This is a genomic window from Thermogutta hypogea, from assembly GCF_055386265.1.
In genome coordinates this window covers 1,363,059-1,378,797 of sequence record NZ_AP042425.1, presented here as the reverse complement: position 1 = coordinate 1,378,797, position 15,739 = coordinate 1,363,059, and the positions used below count along the sequence as shown (strand labels likewise).

At 61.9% G+C, this 15,739-nt stretch carries 11 protein-coding genes; 8 read left to right on the top strand and 3 right to left on the bottom strand.

Annotated features, from left to right (window positions below):
• Window positions 1-34: 34 nt before the first annotated feature.
• From ACZ5B4_RS04845 to ACZ5B4_RS04810, 8 genes are all read left to right on the top strand, one after another.
• The gene (locus ACZ5B4_RS04845) at window positions 35-958 is read left to right on the top strand and encodes an SDR family oxidoreductase (RefSeq protein WP_464913305.1); all 924 of its coding nucleotides are present in this window, start codon (window positions 35-37) and stop codon (window positions 956-958) included.
• Between the two features lie 133 nt (window positions 959-1,091).
• On the top strand, window positions 1,092-4,907 hold the full coding sequence (locus ACZ5B4_RS04840) for a DNA polymerase III subunit gamma/tau domain-containing protein (RefSeq protein ID WP_464913304.1): 3,816 nt from the start codon (window positions 1,092-1,094) through the stop codon (window positions 4,905-4,907).
• A 335-nt stretch (window positions 4,908-5,242) separates the two neighbouring features.
• Window positions 5,243-5,434, top strand: a complete 192-nt coding sequence (locus ACZ5B4_RS04835; protein WP_464913303.1) for a DUF6800 family protein — start codon at window positions 5,243-5,245, stop codon at window positions 5,432-5,434.
• Window positions 5,435-5,515: 81 nt separating this feature from the next.
• Window positions 5,516-5,860 (top strand): histidine triad nucleotide-binding protein, encoded by a 345-nt coding sequence (locus ACZ5B4_RS04830; protein ID WP_464913302.1) that lies wholly within the window; start codon window positions 5,516-5,518, stop codon window positions 5,858-5,860.
• A gap of 27 nt (window positions 5,861-5,887) precedes the next feature.
• A complete protein-coding gene (gene bioF, locus ACZ5B4_RS04825) occupies window positions 5,888-7,090 on the top strand; it encodes an 8-amino-7-oxononanoate synthase (RefSeq protein ID WP_464913301.1) in 1,203 nt (400 codons plus the stop codon).
• Between the two features lie 266 nt (window positions 7,091-7,356).
• A complete protein-coding gene (locus tag ACZ5B4_RS04820; RefSeq protein ID WP_464913300.1) occupies window positions 7,357-7,929 on the top strand; it encodes a DUF2760 domain-containing protein in 573 nt (190 codons plus the stop codon).
• Between the two features lie 133 nt (window positions 7,930-8,062).
• Window positions 8,063-9,859 carry an Hsp70 family protein gene (locus ACZ5B4_RS04815; RefSeq protein ID WP_464913299.1) on the top strand — a complete coding sequence of 599 codons (1,797 nt, stop codon included), beginning with the start codon at window positions 8,063-8,065 and terminating at the stop codon, window positions 9,857-9,859.
• 243 nt (window positions 9,860-10,102) lie between these two features.
• Window positions 10,103-13,006 (top strand): Hsp70 family protein, encoded by a 2,904-nt coding sequence (locus tag ACZ5B4_RS04810; RefSeq protein ID WP_464913298.1) that lies wholly within the window; start codon window positions 10,103-10,105, stop codon window positions 13,004-13,006.
• A 49-nt stretch (window positions 13,007-13,055) separates the two neighbouring features.
• Here ACZ5B4_RS04810 and ACZ5B4_RS04805 read toward each other — a convergent pair whose 3' ends face one another.
• The 3 genes from ACZ5B4_RS04805 to ACZ5B4_RS04795 all read right to left on the bottom strand — a co-directional run bounded on the left by ACZ5B4_RS04805 (window position 13,056) and on the right by ACZ5B4_RS04795 (window position 15,604).
• Complete coding sequence (locus ACZ5B4_RS04805; protein ID WP_464913297.1) at window positions 13,056-13,448, bottom strand: hypothetical protein; 393 nt, start codon at window positions 13,446-13,448, stop codon at window positions 13,056-13,058.
• A 111-nt stretch (window positions 13,449-13,559) separates the two neighbouring features.
• A complete protein-coding gene (locus tag ACZ5B4_RS04800; protein WP_464913296.1) occupies window positions 13,560-14,237 on the bottom strand; it encodes a hypothetical protein in 678 nt (225 codons plus the stop codon).
• Window positions 14,238-14,500: 263 nt separating this feature from the next.
• Complete coding sequence (locus tag ACZ5B4_RS04795) at window positions 14,501-15,604, bottom strand: polysaccharide biosynthesis/export family protein (protein WP_464913295.1); 1,104 nt, start codon at window positions 15,602-15,604, stop codon at window positions 14,501-14,503.
• Window positions 15,605-15,739 lie beyond the last annotated feature (135 nt).

Below are 15,739 nucleotides of genomic sequence, written 5' to 3'. Positions count from 1 at the left end.
TAAACCAGATTATGATTCGGCTTGAGAGGTAATCGTGCCCTCACGGTTGATTATCGGCACCGGATATTTGGGTAAACGCCTCGCTAGGGCCTGGCTTTCGCGGGGCGACACGGTATTCGCGGTTACGCGGTCACCGGAGCACGCTGCTGTTTTGGCGTCGGAAGGATTCAGCTCGCTCGTCGCGGATGTCACTCAGCCCGAAACCCTGAGCCGTCTTCCCTCCGTCGATACGCTGGTTTATTGTGTCGCCTACGACCGCAAAAGTCATGATTCGCCGTTCAACGTGTACGTCGCGGGCCTGCGGAACGTGTTACAAACAGCCGCCGGAGAGTCGGTCTGCATCGTTCTCATAAGCAGCACGGGCGTATACGGGGATCAGGCCGGAGTATGGACCTCCGAATCCAGCCCGACGCGTCCTTCGCGTCCCTCGGCCAAGGCCCTACTCGAGGCGGAGAACCTCCTGCGATCGTCGTCGGCCGGCCCCAGGAGCATCGTCTTGCGACTAGCCGGCATTTACGGTCCCGGTCGCATTCCGCTTCTGGAGAACCTTCGCCGGGAGCTGCCTTTGCCCGGCGGTGCCGATTCAGTCATCAATTTGATTCACGTGGACGATGCCGTAACAGCCGTACTGCTCGCGGACGAAAAGGCCGCCCGCCCCAACTTGTTCAACGTCTCGGACGGCCATCCCGTAGCTCGAGCGGCTTTTTACTCGGAATTGGCAAGACTCTTGAGCCTTCGAGGACCTCATTTCGAATGCCCTACCCAAAGGGGTGGGTCAAACGGTTCTGAAAATAGGCCGGGGGATGTAGTGACTCGTGGCACGGGGCACAAGCGTGTATCGAACGACAAAATTTGCCGGGAACTGGGTTTCTCTTGCCGTTATCCAACTTACAGGGAGGGACTTCTCTCCATCGTACAGCACGACTTTCGCGGGGATGCCTCGGGAGATCGGGTATAATGCAAATAGGCGACGTGCCGACGCAATCCCGGGACGGTCGGGCGTTATCTTCCGCTTTGGAGTGTTGTCGCGCGGAGCTTCCTGCATTCCCGTCCATCGTTTTAACCGCCGCAAAACTCGTTAGAGGCTGCCCATGGCCGGCTCCGAAATCGCTCCGGCAATTCCATCCGCAACCTCGTCCGTTCACTCCGAGCATGAATTGGAACGGCGGATTGAGGAACGCATCCGCTTCGTGGGTCGCCGGATTGGATGGGTCGAGCTGTCCTGGCGGTTGCTCATTTGGCTTGCCGGGGGGACGGCCTTTGTACTCGCATTAACGGCCTGCGATCAGTGGTTGTTTTCCCGGGGAATGCCCGACAGCGTGCGTTGGACCGCTTGGCTTGTTTTCGCCGGACTGTCCGCCGTATGGCTCAGCCTCGCGGTCGGCCCTTATTTGTTGCGCCGAATACACCCCTTGTTTGCCGCCTACGTGTTGGAAAAGGCGGTTCCCGGCCTTAAACATGCCGCAATGGCGTTCTTGCTATTGCGGGAGCGGCGACAAGACTTCAAGCACGATCCCCTCGCCGAGCACGTTTTTCGTGGGCTGGAACAAAAGGCGGCGGTTACCGTCGAAACCGTGCCCTTGGATCAGGTCGTGGACCGCGGTCAGGTAGTGCGTTGGGCCGCCGTTCTCGCCGGAGTGATTGCCGCTTTCTGCGTTTACGTGGTTTTGTCTCCTAAGAACGCTCTGGTTTCCACCGCCCGTGTGCTGATCCCTTGGGCCGACATTCCGCCTGCCACCCGCGTGCGGATCGAAGCCGTCTCTCCCGGCAACGCAGAAGTTACGGCTGGGGAACGGGTTGTGGTCACGGTCACGGTGTTCGGGCTGCGGAGCGGTGAGGAGCCGCGACTCCGCTTTTCCACGGCCGACGGACAGTTTCTGGATCAGGTCGTCCCGCTGCAACCGGATGACGGCGACGCATCGCGGTTTTCCGCTGAATTGTCCCCGGCGATGCAGCACGAGACGACATATCGCATCGAGGCGGGAGACGCCGAAACCCGTGAGTTTCGCATTCGGGTACTTCCGGCTATCCGCCTCGAGCTTCGCAGCGTCGAACTGGAGTATCCGCCGTACACGCGACTCGAGAAAAAGACGCAGCTCGCTATGGGGGATGTTAGCGCGGTCGAGGGCACGCGGGTCACGGTCCTCGCTCAAAGTTCCGTGCCCCTGACGCAAGCGGAGATCGACCTGGACAACGGGAGGATGCGCGTACCGATGCAACAGTCGGCCGACGTCTGGCAAGGTCGATTCACGCTTAAAATGAGTAGCAAGGAGCCGAATGTCGGGGAATTCACCGCCTACACACTGCGAGGTACGGATCAAGACGGCCGAACCAACCGAGACCCCGTTCGCTTCAGTATCGCCACCATCCCTGATCGACCTCCATGGGCAGATTACCAGGACCCTCCACCGGACGGTTCGGTCATCCCGGTAAACGCGGCCGCCACCATTCGGGCCAAGGCACAGGACCCGGACTTCGGCTTGCGTCGGTTGACGTTCTATGTGGAAAAAGACGGCCGGTCGATTCATTCGTCGGTACTGTTTGATCTACCGCCGTCCAAGCCGGGAAGCACCGAAACGGTAAGCAAATCTTTCGACCTTCGGCCGGCCGATCTGAAGCTCGAACCGGGGGACGTAATCTCCTGTTGGTTGGAGGCTCTAGACAACCGTGAGCCGACCGCCAATCGCGGCGAAAGCCGGCGCTTGCAACTTGTCATTGGAGAGGCGGCATCGTCCGAAACCACGGAATCAAAGGAACCCGACTCGGCCGCAGGGAATTCCCCGAAGGGCCCGTCGGATCAGGCCGCTTCGCCGCAAAGCGACGCTACCTCCCAAATGAGCGAGAACAACCGATCAGAGCCGAAAGGGCAATCCCCCACGCCCAACCAAGCGGAAGAATCGGCCGCATCCGATGCCTCACAAGACCGAACCCCAAATCAAGACACAGGTAAGACCGCCTCCGCCGCAGGAGAGGGGCAATCGAGTCCGAGTGATACCAGCAGTGATAACGGCACTCCTAACGAACCCAGGCCGAGCGAGACGAGTCCGGGTTCCCCCGAGGGACGGAAAGACGCGGAGACCCGGCAAAACGACTCGCAATCTCGTGATGGCTCTGCTGATGCGTCAGCCGGTGACGGCTCAGAATCGCAAGATCAAGGCGGCATGGCAAGTGATGGGGGAAGCGATGGCGAAGCCGTCGGGGCCGGCCGGCCGTCGTCCGGTGGCCGCAACGGGACCGGGGACAATGCCGCAGGCAATGCCTCATCTCAAAGTGCGAACGGCCAGGGGCAGACACCTTCTCCAACGGAGACCGGAAGCACCGGAAGCACCGGGCAAGGAAGCTCCGCTGGGATGCAGGAAGGCGCTGAAGGAAGCGGAGCGGGGACCGCGCAAGGCCCCGGTGGCTCAGAGGGGCCTGTGGCGGAAGCGGAGAAACAAGAGAACGCGGCGGCCGACGTCTCAGAGGCAAGCCGTGGTAGCCGTCCCGGCGAATCCGAGGGTAACGCAAGCCCATCCGGAAATCAGCCGGCTGATTCCGGTCAGGGTACCAAGGAAGCGACTACGCCGGCCGACGGAGTGAATAACCCGGGTGAGGCTTTTGAGCGGATTCTGAATTATCTGCGCGAAAAAAGTCGCGGAGGGACGCAGGGCGACGGTCTTCCGCCCGACGGTGCTTCCCGGCGGGATTCGCCGGATACCTCTCCGAACAACGCGGCGGGCGACGCCGACCGTTTCGAGACCGGCGAGCCGTCGTCCGCATCAAGCGGCGGAGCCGATTCAGGCCGCAAGCCCGAATCAAATTCGATTAAGCCATCGGGAACGGGCCGCGACGGCGGTTCACCCCCCGAGGCGGGCGATTCAAACGGGCCGACGGAAAACCAAAACTCGGGCTCCAGCTCCCAAACGCCTCGAGGGTCAAAGGAAGACCCGACCGGCCCAACCGGCCCGGCTGGAGATCCACAGCCAGGTGCTACGCCGCGAGACGCTGCCTTGGGTTCCGCGCCGCCCCCGGGCGGAGAGATGCAAGGCGATGCGCCGCCAAACGGGCAGCCTGCCGAAACGCCGCCGCAAGCGTCGCGATCCCCGGAAACACCAGGCGGTTCCGAACGTTCAACGGAGCCGCAAGCCTCCACCGCTCCCTCGTCGCGGGACAGCTCCCAAACGCAGAGTGAAAACAGCGGTACGCTGCCCGGCGGTGGGCGGGAAGGCCAGGGGCAATCTTCACCGCAAACCGGTTATGGTGCCCCTGGAAGCCAATCACCGGCAACCGACGGCGGCGAAGCTGTGCGTGACCCGACCGGCCCGGAATCCGGCGGTCCAAACGGGGCGAACGGTCCCGCTGCCGACAACAACGGTGCTCGGCAAGGCGATGCCGGCCCCACCGGTGCGGTCCCGGGAACCGGTCGCCCCGGTTCAGAACGCGGCGCCGGGCCAACCTCGCCGGGAAGCGGGAATCCTCGCGGCGGCGGACTGCCCGGGGAAGGGAATGCCGCCCCGCCTCAAAACGAACCGCGTCCTGACGCAGCGGATGAGCCGATCGTGGAATTCACCCGTCGGCAAACGGATCTGGCCCTCCGCTATTTGGAGGACGAGCTGGCGAAGAACACGCCTGATCCGGAGCTTCTTCAGCGGCTGGGTTGGACACGGGAAGAGATGGAACGTTTCGCGCAACGCTGGCGCGAGCTTCGCGATAGGGCGGAAAACTCCGCGACCGATCCCGCGTCCGCCCGACAATTTCGCGAGGTACTTAAGAGCTTGGGCCTTCGTCCTCAAAGTACCGATTTGCGCAGCGGGCGCGGAGTCAAAGATTCACAGCGTGGCTTGGGGACGATGCGGCAGACGGCACCGCCGCCGCAATGGAGCGAACAGTACCGCGAGTATCTCAAGGGCCTGGGCAAGTCCGAGTGACGGGAAAGCTCCCGCCGGGAAAGCCGAACACGGTGCCTCCGCCGTCGCTTGACTGACGGCTCGATGGCGGACTTCTTCGTAGTCCTTTTGCACGCTCGGTGCGTGGACCGTGCCCTCGCAATCGGCGGTCGGCAGACCTACTCGTCCGGGGAGCAGATATTGACGCTCCGCCGGGGGAGCGGTAATGATTGAGATAAGATTCCCTGACGATGTATCTTGCCGCGGGCTTCAAAGAAGTCGCGTGCGTTGAGTGGTCCCGGCAGGTAGCCGGCAAGGAAACAGGTTGTGCCGGGTCATAGGTAGGCCGAAGTTCGTTGAGGTCAAAGGAAGAGAACATGCCCATCAGTGAAAGAAAGACGGAGCTGCGGCGTCGCCGAAAGCGGCACGAAAAATACGCCATTCTGAAACGCAAATTGGAAAAGGCGACGGCATCGGAGCGGGCAGCCATCGCCGAGAAAATTCGTCGCATGGCGCCTGACCCCGAGGTGGTGCTGGCCAATTTCGGTTTGACGGAGCGATCTGCTTGAGGTCGCCGTCCGGTCGCCTCCTCAGCGTCGCGAGGTCGGAGACTTCCGCGGAATGCCGGGTGCGTAGGACGAGGTAAAGGCATGACTTCCAAGACGGTCTTTGAACGGATTATCGACCGCGAGATTCCGGCCGAAATCGTCTATGAAGATGCCGATTGTTTGGCCTTTAAGGATATCAATCCACAAGCGCCGGTCCACATCCTGCTCATTCCCAAGAAACCGATTGCGGATTTCGAGTCTCTCAGCGAGGAAGACGAGGCGGTGATGGGCAGGCTGCTCATGGCCGTGCGGCGGATCGCTTCAAACCTGGGTTTGAGCAAGGGCTTTCGTCTGGTCTTGAACAACGGTCGAGACGCCGGTCAGGAGGTCCGACATTTGCACTTTCACCTTCTCGCCGGGCGCCCCTTCGGTTGGCCGCCCGGCTGAGATTCTCCTCTCCCTTCCTGCCGGCAGATGACGAATTCCCCTGACGCCTCTGGCAACCCGCTCGCGTGGCTTGCGGAATCGTTGGCCGAATTGCACCGTTCGGATCTTCTCCGCTACCCGCGAATCCGGCGAGATCGGCAAGGCCCCGTCATCAATCTAGACGGCCGTCCGTGCGTGAACTTCGGGTCTAACGACTATCTGGGGTTGGCCGGTGATTCGCGTTTGAGCGAGGCCGTATGCCGCGCCCTGGCCGCGGATGGTTTCGGTGCGGGAGCCAGCCCGCTGATCTGCGGTCGAGCCGCCCTGCACGATGCCCTGGAGTCCGCCCTGGCCCGATTTGAAGGCACGGAATCCGCGATCGTCTTCTCCTCGGGCTATGCGGCCAACAGCGGAACGATTGCGGCCCTGGTCGGCCCGGGCGACGCCGTCTATACGGACGAAAAGAACCACGCCAGCATCTGGGACGGTTGCCGTTTAAGCCGCGCGGATGTGCGGGTCTATCATCACGCCGACGCGGATCATTTGGCCGCCCTCTTGGCCAAACCCCATCGCCACCGCCGCCGTTTGATCGTGACCGATACCGTGTTCAGTATGGACGGGGACCTCGCGCCGCTCGCGCAGCTAGCCGACGTCGCGGATCGCTTCGGGGCCATGCTGATGGTGGACGAAGCCCACGCGACCGGAGTCTTCGGCGAATTGGGACGTGGGCTTTGCGAGGTCTGCGGCGTGGAAAATCGCGTTCCGATTCGCGTGGGTACATTGAGTAAAGCACTCGGCGGGGTGGGCGGATTTACGGCCGGCGGCCGGTTGCTGACTTCGTGGTTGTTTCAACGTGCCAGGTCGTATGTCTTTTCCACCGCCTTTCCCGCTGCGCTATCTGCGGCCGCTTTGACGGCCCTGGAGATCGTCCGAGCCGAACCGGCCGGAAGGCGACTCTTGCTGCAAAGGGCCGAGTTGCTGCGCAATGCACTTCGCGAGCAGGGTTGGAACGTCGGGCGCTCACAAAGCCAAATCATTCCCATCATCGTCGGTGAGGCTCGGAGGGCGGTGGATTTGTCCGCGGCCCTCTGGGATGCCGGTATTTTCGTACCGGCGATCCGCCCGCCTACCGTACCGCAGGGCGAGGCCTGTTTACGACTCAGCCTGACCGCCGTGCATGACGAAAGCCGGATTGCGCAGCTACTGGAATCCCTGGAGAGATTGCGGGACCGATTCCCGGCCGGCCGCTAGCCGTTTTCTCCGGGCTATGCGTCACGCGTGAAGGCACTCGGTTCTTCGGCCGGGCGAAGGCGTTACAATAAGGGATGACCGGCTCCGACCGAAGGGCCGACCAATGCGGCGTCACATGCCGATCAAGGCTCACCGGCGGCCTTCGCCGTGACCGATTGCCCTCCGGATACTGCTTCGAGAATCGATGTTCGCGATCGGCCTTCGCTTTTTCCATCGCCGCCGTCGCGCGAACGGAGCCCCAAAATAGCCTCAACAGGGAGTAAGCCATGCGGCTTGGATTGGCTTTTCGAGCTTTTTTCGCCGTGCTTTTTGATCGAGCGGCGTCGGAGCGGGTGCGCGAGGCCGTCGACGGTGTCGTGCAGATCCGTCCTTCGGCCGATGTGCTGCCCGGGGCCGGCGTTGAAACGGACAAACCCGAAATCCGCAAGGACAAGCGTCCGCCCGAAAAAGCCGCCAAGAGCGACGCTCTGATCCTTCTCGAGGTGCTTCAAAGGGAAGGCCGACTGATCGACTTTCTCAAGGAGTCGATCTCGGAATACGGAGATGCCCAAATCGGCGCTGCCGTTCGCGATATACACCGCGACTGCGCCGCGGCATTGGAACGCATCTTCGCGATTCGTCCGGCCGTCGATCAAGGTGAAGGGCAGACGATCGAACTCCCGGCCGGATACGATTCCGGGATCTACCGTTTGGTGGGCGAGGTCGGCGGATCGGGACCGTATCGCGGCATCGTCCGCCATCACGGCTGGAGAGCGACGGAATGTAATCTCCCCGTGTGGACCGGGTCTCCGCAAGCCGCTCAGGTCATTGCTCCGGCCGAGGTCGAGGTCAAAGATTGAGCTTCTCGCACGTCGACGGCAGGCCGGACTCGGGCGCACCGCCGCCTGATGATAGAAGCCGTTCGGCGGACGCCTTGCAGCGGATAATTGAACCCGCGAAGACGACCGACGTCGTGAAACAATTCGAGTGCCTATGAGAACGAAATATGTGATCGGAGTCGATTTGGGGACGACCAACAGCGTGTTGGCCTATGTGCCCATCGACACGGAGGAACCGCAACCGGAAGTGCTGCCCATTCCGCAATTGGTTGCGCCGGGAACGGTGGAAGCAAAGGCGAGCCTGGCGTCCTACGTCTATTTGAGTTCGGATAATGAGGCGGCCGACGGTGCCCTGGCGCTGCCGTGGGATAAGTCGCCGAAGTGCGTTGTCGGCGAATATGCCCGGCGTCAAGCCGCGGACGTACCGCAGCGGACGGTAAACGGGGCCAAGTCTTGGCTGTGTCATAGCCGCGTCGACCGCCGGCAGCCCATTCTCCCCTGGAATGCGCCTGCGGATGTCGCAAAGATTTCACCGGTCCAGGCTTCGCGACGCATCCTGGAACACCTGATAGCGGCCTGGCAGCACGCATACCCGGACGCACCGTTCGCCCGGCAGCGCGTGGTGCTCACCGTGCCGGCATCGTTCGATGCGGCCGCGCGCGAGTTGACGCGGGAGGCGGCACTGGAAAGCGGTTTTCCCGCGGATTTCCTTCTCTTGGAAGAACCGCAGGCGGCGCTCTACGCTTGGCTGGCGGATACCGGAGCCAAATGGCGCAAGGTTCTTAGAGTGGAGGATCAGGTTCTCGTGTGCGATGTCGGTGGTGGTACTACCGACTTCACGTTGGTGGGAGTCGCCGAGGAGTCGGGCGAGTTGACGCTCCGCCGCTTGGCGGTGGGCAATCACTTGCTCGTCGGTGGGGATAACATGGACTTGGCGCTCGCGCACATGGCAGCCCGGATGTTCGCCGAAAAAGGGAGCTCCCTCGACGCTTGGCAGTCGGTTTCGCTTTGGCATGCATGTCGCCAAGCCAAGGAAGCACTCTTGGCCGACGACGGCCCCGCCGAGTTTCCGATCACCATTCTGGGTCGTGGCAGTAAGCTGATCGGCGGCACGATCAGCGTGAAAGTCGATCGGGAGGAAGTCGCTGCGGCTCTTCTGGAGGGTTTCTTCCCGTTGTGCGAAGTCAACGACCGGCCCGCGAAGAGGCGGGCTTCCGGTTTCAGGGAGATCGGCCTGCCCTACGAAACCGATACCGCCGTGACGCGGCATTTGGCGGCATTCTTGCAATCACACGGTCCGGACGAGGGTCGCCCCGCCCGGCCGACACAGCTCCTGCTGAATGGCGGCGTCTTCCGCGCTCCGCGACTGCGCCAACGCATCCTCGAAGTGCTCCAGTCCTGGTTTCCGGACGCTCCTCAACCTCGGATGTTGGCAGGCAAACAGGATCTGGATCACGCCGTGGCAAAAGGTGCGGCCTATTACGCATGGGCTAAGGAACACGGCGGCGTGCGGATCCGCGGCGGCACCGCCCGGGCCTACTACGTCGGTGTCGAGACCTCCGGCCCCACGGTCCCGGGCATTCCCCGACCCTTGCGCGCGCTGTGCGTCGTCCCCATTGGGATGGAAGAAGGTACCGCGGTAGACGTTCCCTCCGAAGAGGTGGGATTGATCGTCGGTGAACCCGTGCAATTCCGCTTCTTCGGGTCATCGATCCGGAAGCACGATCGACCGGGCGACGTGCTCGATCGTTGGTCCCCCGAGGAGTTGGAAGAAACGGACTCCCTGGAGGCATGTCTGCCGACGGACGAAGGGAGCGAGGGGGAATACGTGCCCGTACGGTTTCACGCCAAGGTCACGGAATTGGGAATGTTGGAGTTATGGTGCAATAGCGTCCATAACGACAAAAAATGGAAGCTTGAATTCAGTGTTCGTGAAGCTGACGAGGGCTAGAAATCGGCCCATACTTTCATGCAGGGACCAAGCTCCCTTCGCCAACAGACTACGACGGCATCGTCTCGATATGCCTGGTGAGACGCCGGTCGCCACTGCACGCCCTTCGCTGTCGGGCCTCGCAACAAAGCAAAGCAGCGTTGGCAGGGAAAAGTTTCGGCGTGCTTTCGGGCCGCCGGCTTTCCGACCATCTCGCGGGGAAATACCTGAGTTTTGAAGGCAAAGTTCGGGATGAATCGCCCCATGGATGACGAGCGTGTTGCGTCGCGTTTTGTGGTGGGCATGGACCTCGGCACCACCAACTCCGCCGTTTGTTACGTGGACACGGAGGAGAGTCCGCGGCGTATTCATGTGTTTCGCATCCCTCAGATCGTCTCCCCGGGCCACGTTGAATCCTTGGAGGTATTGCCGTCGTTCCATTACGAGGCAGCAGAAAGTGAGTTTCCCAGGGATGCCTTTCGCTTGCCGTTCGTCAGCGAGCCGCGGCCATATGCCGTCGGATTGTTCGCAAGGGATCACGGAGCCCTGGTCCCGGGCCGCCTAATCGCCTCGGCCAAGTCATGGTTGTGCCATACGGGGGTCGATCGGACGGCGCCGCTTTTGCCGTGGCACGGAGCACCGGACGCGACCCGGCTTTCCCCCGTCGAGGTTTCCTCGCGTTATCTGTTGCACGTGCGGCAGGCGTGGGATGCCGCTTTCCCGGGCTACCCGTTGGCGGAACAGGATTTCGTTTTGACGATTCCGGCCTCGTTCGACGAAGTCGCGCGGCAACTCACGATCAAGGCTGCCGCGGCCGCCGGTTTGGATCGGGTGGTGCTGATCGAAGAGCCTCAAGCCGCCTTCTATTCGTGGTTGTACCGCCACACCGAAGATTGGCAGACGTTTGTGAAGCCCGGCGAAAAGGTCCTCGTCTGCGACATTGGCGGGGGAACCACGGACTTGACGCTGATCCGCGTTCGCGCGGGAGCGGACGGTACGGTCCAATTCCACCGCATTGCTGTGGGAGATCACTTGATCCTTGGAGGCGACAATTTCGACCTAGCTCTGGCACATCATGTGGAGGCCAAGTTGGCACCGCGGGTCACGTTGGAACCTCGGCAATGGTCCGTCCTCGTCCGGCGCTGCCAAAAGGCCAAAGAGGAATTGTTGGGTTCCCATCCGCCGGAATCGCTGACGATCTCGATTCCGAGCGGCGGCTCTCGCGTCGTCGGCGGATCATTGCAGGTCGAGCTTTCCCGGCAAGAGGCGGAGCGCGTCATTCTCGACGGATTCTTTCCGTATGTAGAAAAGGACGCCCGTCCCGAAAGGCAGCGCACGGGTTTTCAGGAGTTCGGCCTGCCGTATGCGCGCGATCCCGCGGTCAGTCGCCAGATCGCGTTCTTTTTGCAGTCTCATCGAGAGGTTCTAGCAGCGGAACCACCCGCCCGCAATGACCTCGATCCCACGGCGCCGGATCATATCCTTTTTAACGGCGGAGTCTTCTTCTCCGAGGCCATTCGCGCACGACTGGTGAATATACTGGCGCAATGGTATGCCAAGCCGCAGGGAAAGTGGCTGCCCAATCTGTTGCAAAACGATCGCTTGGATTTGGCGGTCGCCCAAGGCGCGGCCTATTACGGCATGGTCCGTCGGGGTGAGGGAGTCCGAATTACGGCGGCACTTGCCCGATCGTACTATCTGGGGATCGATCTGCCGACCGAAGAGAGGAGACTTCTGGAATCCTCCATGTCTTCCCTCGGTGCTACGGATGATACACCGTCGCAGCCCGGCATGGACGCCACAATGTGCGAGGCGGCGATTTGCGTGCTTGCCGCAGGAACCGAGTCGAATCAGGAGGTTTCGCTGACCGATCGACCCTTTCGTTTGCGGATCGCCGAACCGGTCGAATTTCCGGTCTATTACTCCGCTACCCGGCTGACCGACCCGGTGGGCCGAATCATTTTGGCCCATCCCGAGCAGGTGACCGCACTGCCTCCGATTCGCACGGTCTTAAAAGCAAGTAGGCGGGGCTCCGTCTCCGAGAAGGAAGCGAACGTGGAGATGCACGCCAAGTTGACCGAGATCGGAACGCTGGAGTTGTGGTGCAGGCGGCTGGACGGCGTCGGCAGTTGGCGGCTGGAGTTCGATGTTCGATCGGCAGTGCGAACGGAAATCGATCCTCACGGCGGCGGAGCGGAAAACGAAGGGATTTGGGATGAAGATGCGACTCAGGCAGCTTTGGCCGCAGTAAAAGACTTCTTCTCCCCCGGGACGGGCCGGCAGCCCGAAGGAATCGTGAAACAGCTCGTCCGGGTCACCGGGGTGTCCCGAAACGAATGGCCGGCTCCGTTTTTGCGGCGGCTTTGGGCGGGATTGATGGAGTGCGAGCAAGGGCGCAGGCAAAGCCCGGCGCACGAGGCCAGGTGGTTGAACTTGCTCGGTTTTTGCCTTCGACCGGGCTACGGCGTCGCCGCTGACGACTGGCGCGTCGGTGAAACCTGGCGTCTACTTCAAGGACGATTATTGCATCCCTCTCCGATGTGCCGTGCCGAATGGTGGATTTTGTGGAGACGCATCGCGGGGGGATTGCCGGCCGGACGTCAACAAAGCCTGGCCGATCCCTTGCTGGCCTCCGCGCGGTCGCTCCAGCGGCAGGCCGCCACCGGTAAGACCGGATCCGATTTTCCCGCGGCCTCGCACGAGGGTTCCGAAATCTGGCGTTTACTCGGCTCTTTGGAGCTGTTGCCTGTCGCTCACAAAGTCGAGCTGGGAGGGATCATCCTCGATTTGCTGCCCCGCCGAAAGACGGAGAGTATGCGGGAAGCCATGATCTGGACGTTGGGCAGGCTGGGAGCCAGAGTATCTTTGTATGGGCCGCTGAATTGCGTTTTACCGCAAGAGACGGCCGGAAAGTGGCTGCAACGGTTGCTGGAACTGGAACTTGATGGAGATACGACGGCTTTTTGCATCATGCAATTGGCGCGCTTTACCGGCGATCGATTTCGTGATCTTCCCGCGTCTCTCCGTGAGAAGGCGGCGCGGAAATTGGAAACGATGCAGGCTGCTCCTCACCTCATCGAATTGGTCACCACCGGCGGTGTTCTCCGAGAGGAAGAACGGAGGGATGCCTTCGGTGACAGCCTGCCGCGAGGTCTTCGCATCGCTTGAACGGCAATCTTTTATGGTCGGCCGACCGCCATTACGCGGCCCACGATCTTCAAGTGTACTCGCGGATGTCGCGTGCGGTTGAGGACATCGCCGCGTTACCCCCATCTCTCCCGCGGGAAAGGAGTTGCGCCGTCATGTTCGCAGCTCGTTGCCGTAGCCGGTCCAGCTCGTCCGCCAAGCTTTCCAAACGGCCGACGTCGTAGCGGTGAGCATACATCAAGCTGCAAAGTTCCTGATAAGCACGATTCCATTCCATCCACAGTTTCAATGCCGCCTGCATTCGCTGCACGAGCTGGGAGAGCGTGGAAATCCCCTGCTTGGATACATCCTCGCCGGTTTCCATGCCGATGGACCAGCCGCCCGTCGAAAACTCCAAGTCGAAGCTCGCGCCGCTGAAACCCTCTGCAAAGACAGGACGGCTCGGCTGTGACTGCGAATCCATGGAAGACTCCTTTCCCAAGTTACGTCGGCCTCGGTGCCGTCGGTAGGTCAACTCATTCGAGCAAATCGCCCGAAGGACTCAACGGGGCGAACAAGACAAAAAGGCACGGGATTAGCGCGGTCCCGTGGAGAAAAAGCCGTAATAGTTCATGAAATAACCGCCGACGCCCCTCCCGCGACCGGCCGGTGCTCCACCGTATCCCATGCGGACTTCGTCGATTTGCCGAGAGAGCTGCTGATTGACGCGTTGCTGCTCGATCTGCGGGCGAACAAGAGTGTAGTAGTTTCCCGCCGTTCCCAAGCTCGTATTGCTACGGAAAAGATTCATGTAGGGGCTGACGGCCTGCGGTGATGAGTAGTTGGAGAAAGGACGGCCCGCGGAGCCGACCCCGGTTCCTCCGCCGAAGTAGCCGCCGCCCGATGTTCCGTAACCGGTCATGTAGGCCGGAAAGGGGCCGCCTTGCAGTGCCGCCGGGCCGCTAACCCAACCTCCCGATGTTCCCGTCGCTGAGCCGCTCCGTGCGTAACCGGTCGGTGGAAGCGGCATGTTTGCACCGCCCGGCTGGGCGGAACCGGTCCCAACATCGCTTTGGTCGGCAGCCACCCCCGTCGCCGCCGTCGGGGGCAGAGGGATGGCGGAAGATTGTCGCGTCGATGCGGGTTGCGACCCAATTCCGCTGTTGATACCCGGCGCCGTTGCGGGGACCTGCCCGACACAGACATCGCCGAAACAAAAGGCCGCAAGCACTACAATGACCGAGAGGGACGTTCTATCCGCGATCCGATTCATGTTCCGCACTCCTAACTCGGACGGGTGTCCGTAACTTTCCAGGATATGCCGAAGTCAGCGGCTTTCATGCGAGAGCTTTTCGCGACGCCTGGCCCCAAGCTGTTGAAGCCGACGCTGTCGGAATCACCGTCTCTTCCCACGGAATTATACGAATCATGCGTATCAAACCTGGATTCCGCTGAGAAGTTGCAATCTTTTTTTGGGGGAGGCCGGCACGCATAAAGCCTATGTTGTTCCCGTCTCTCCTTCTCGGCCTGTCCCTGCTAGAACCCGCTGCGGTTTTGGTTGTATCCGCGGCCCATGGTTTGCAAGCTGCGGACCGTCGAGGTGCCCAGGCTGGTGAAGCCGAACAGGCGTTCCACCGGGGCCACCATCTTGTCGATCCAGGCGTGCATGGCGATCATCTCGTCGTGGGCGATGAAGATGCGGTCGCCCGGCAAGACCTGGTAGTTCGTGGCGGTGTTGCCGCCGCGGGTGATGGCGTTCCAATCCACGGGCAGGACCTGCTCGCAGCCGGTCCCCGCCGGCGACGGCCGCGCGATCCAGATTTTCTTGCTGGAGACCTGCGAGACGCCGCCCACCTGGGCGACCGCGTCCAAGACCGTCTCGTTGCCGGTGCAGGGCAGCCGGATGACGTTGTCGTCCTCGCCCGGCCCCTCCGTGATCACGTAGTACACCTTGCTGTTGTAGGCCAGCACTTCCAGCGAGACCTCCGGCGAGTCGAGGAATTGCCGGAGGTGCCGCCGCACGGCCTCGCGGGCCTCGGGGAGCGTCATCCCCGCCACGTACACCGCCCCGTATTGCTTGAGGTTGATCGTCCCGTCGGGACTCACCAGGTAGACGCCGTTGATCGGTTGCAAGCCGCTGGCGCGGGCCAATTGGACGGCGACTTCGGGGGCCCGGAGAATTTGCCGGAGATGTTGGTCGATGGCCCAGCGGGCCTCTTCCACGGTCATGCCCGCCACCCGGACCGAACCGTAGGTCGGCCCCAGATTGATCGTCCCCTCGGCCTCCACCATGTAGTAGCCCGCGATGGGCTGGTCCAACAGCGTCCCGATCACGTCCACTTGCAGCACGTCGTAAACCTCCAACCGATACGGCGGGAGGGGGACCATCTTGGGGACCTCGATCTGGACCACGTCGGGCGGCTCCAGGCGGTAGGCGGGCAAGGAGACCTTGGCCAATTCCCGCGGCGGCTCCAATTCGGCGGTGGGCGGCGTCTGTTCCAGTCCCGGGTCGTAGAAGTCCATGGTCCGACAGCCCGAGGCAACAAGCGTCACGGCCGCGATCAGGGAGAAGATCGCTGCGAAGCGGGCGCGGGACGGGAGTAGGGAACCAAGCAGGTCGAGATTGCGACCGGGGATCATGGCGTAGGGTACCCCTCAACCGAGTGAGGCATCAGGTTCGGCACGCAAACCGAACGCAGGCGGCAAACCCGTCGCCGCCGTTGCTGTCGGAATAATCGGCAAACTTTGCCAACAACTTGCCTGAAAGTTGGGGCA

Excerpts from the sequence above, each read along its gene's own strand:
- ACZ5B4_RS04840 (WP_464913304.1), top strand. The coding sequence starts at position 1,092 with ATGGCCGGCTCCGAAATCGCTCCGGCAATTCCATCCGCAACCTCGTCC.
- ACZ5B4_RS04835 (WP_464913303.1), top strand. The coding sequence starts at position 5,243 with ATGCCCATCAGTGAAAGAAAGACGGAGCTGCGGCGTCGCCGAAAGCGG.
- ACZ5B4_RS04830 (WP_464913302.1), top strand. The coding sequence starts at position 5,516 with ATGACTTCCAAGACGGTCTTTGAACGGATTATCGACCGCGAGATTCCG.
- bioF (WP_464913301.1), top strand. The coding sequence starts at position 5,888 with ATGACGAATTCCCCTGACGCCTCTGGCAACCCGCTCGCGTGGCTTGCG.
- ACZ5B4_RS04820 (WP_464913300.1), top strand. The coding sequence starts at position 7,357 with ATGCGGCTTGGATTGGCTTTTCGAGCTTTTTTCGCCGTGCTTTTTGAT.
- ACZ5B4_RS04815 (WP_464913299.1), top strand. The coding sequence starts at position 8,063 with ATGAGAACGAAATATGTGATCGGAGTCGATTTGGGGACGACCAACAGC.
- ACZ5B4_RS04810 (WP_464913298.1), top strand. The coding sequence starts at position 10,103 with ATGGATGACGAGCGTGTTGCGTCGCGTTTTGTGGTGGGCATGGACCTC.
- ACZ5B4_RS04805 (WP_464913297.1), bottom strand. The coding sequence starts at position 13,448 with ATGGATTCGCAGTCACAGCCGAGCCGTCCTGTCTTTGCAGAGGGTTTC.
- ACZ5B4_RS04800 (WP_464913296.1), bottom strand. The coding sequence starts at position 14,237 with ATGAATCGGATCGCGGATAGAACGTCCCTCTCGGTCATTGTAGTGCTT.
- ACZ5B4_RS04795 (WP_464913295.1), bottom strand. The coding sequence starts at position 15,604 with ATGATCCCCGGTCGCAATCTCGACCTGCTTGGTTCCCTACTCCCGTCC.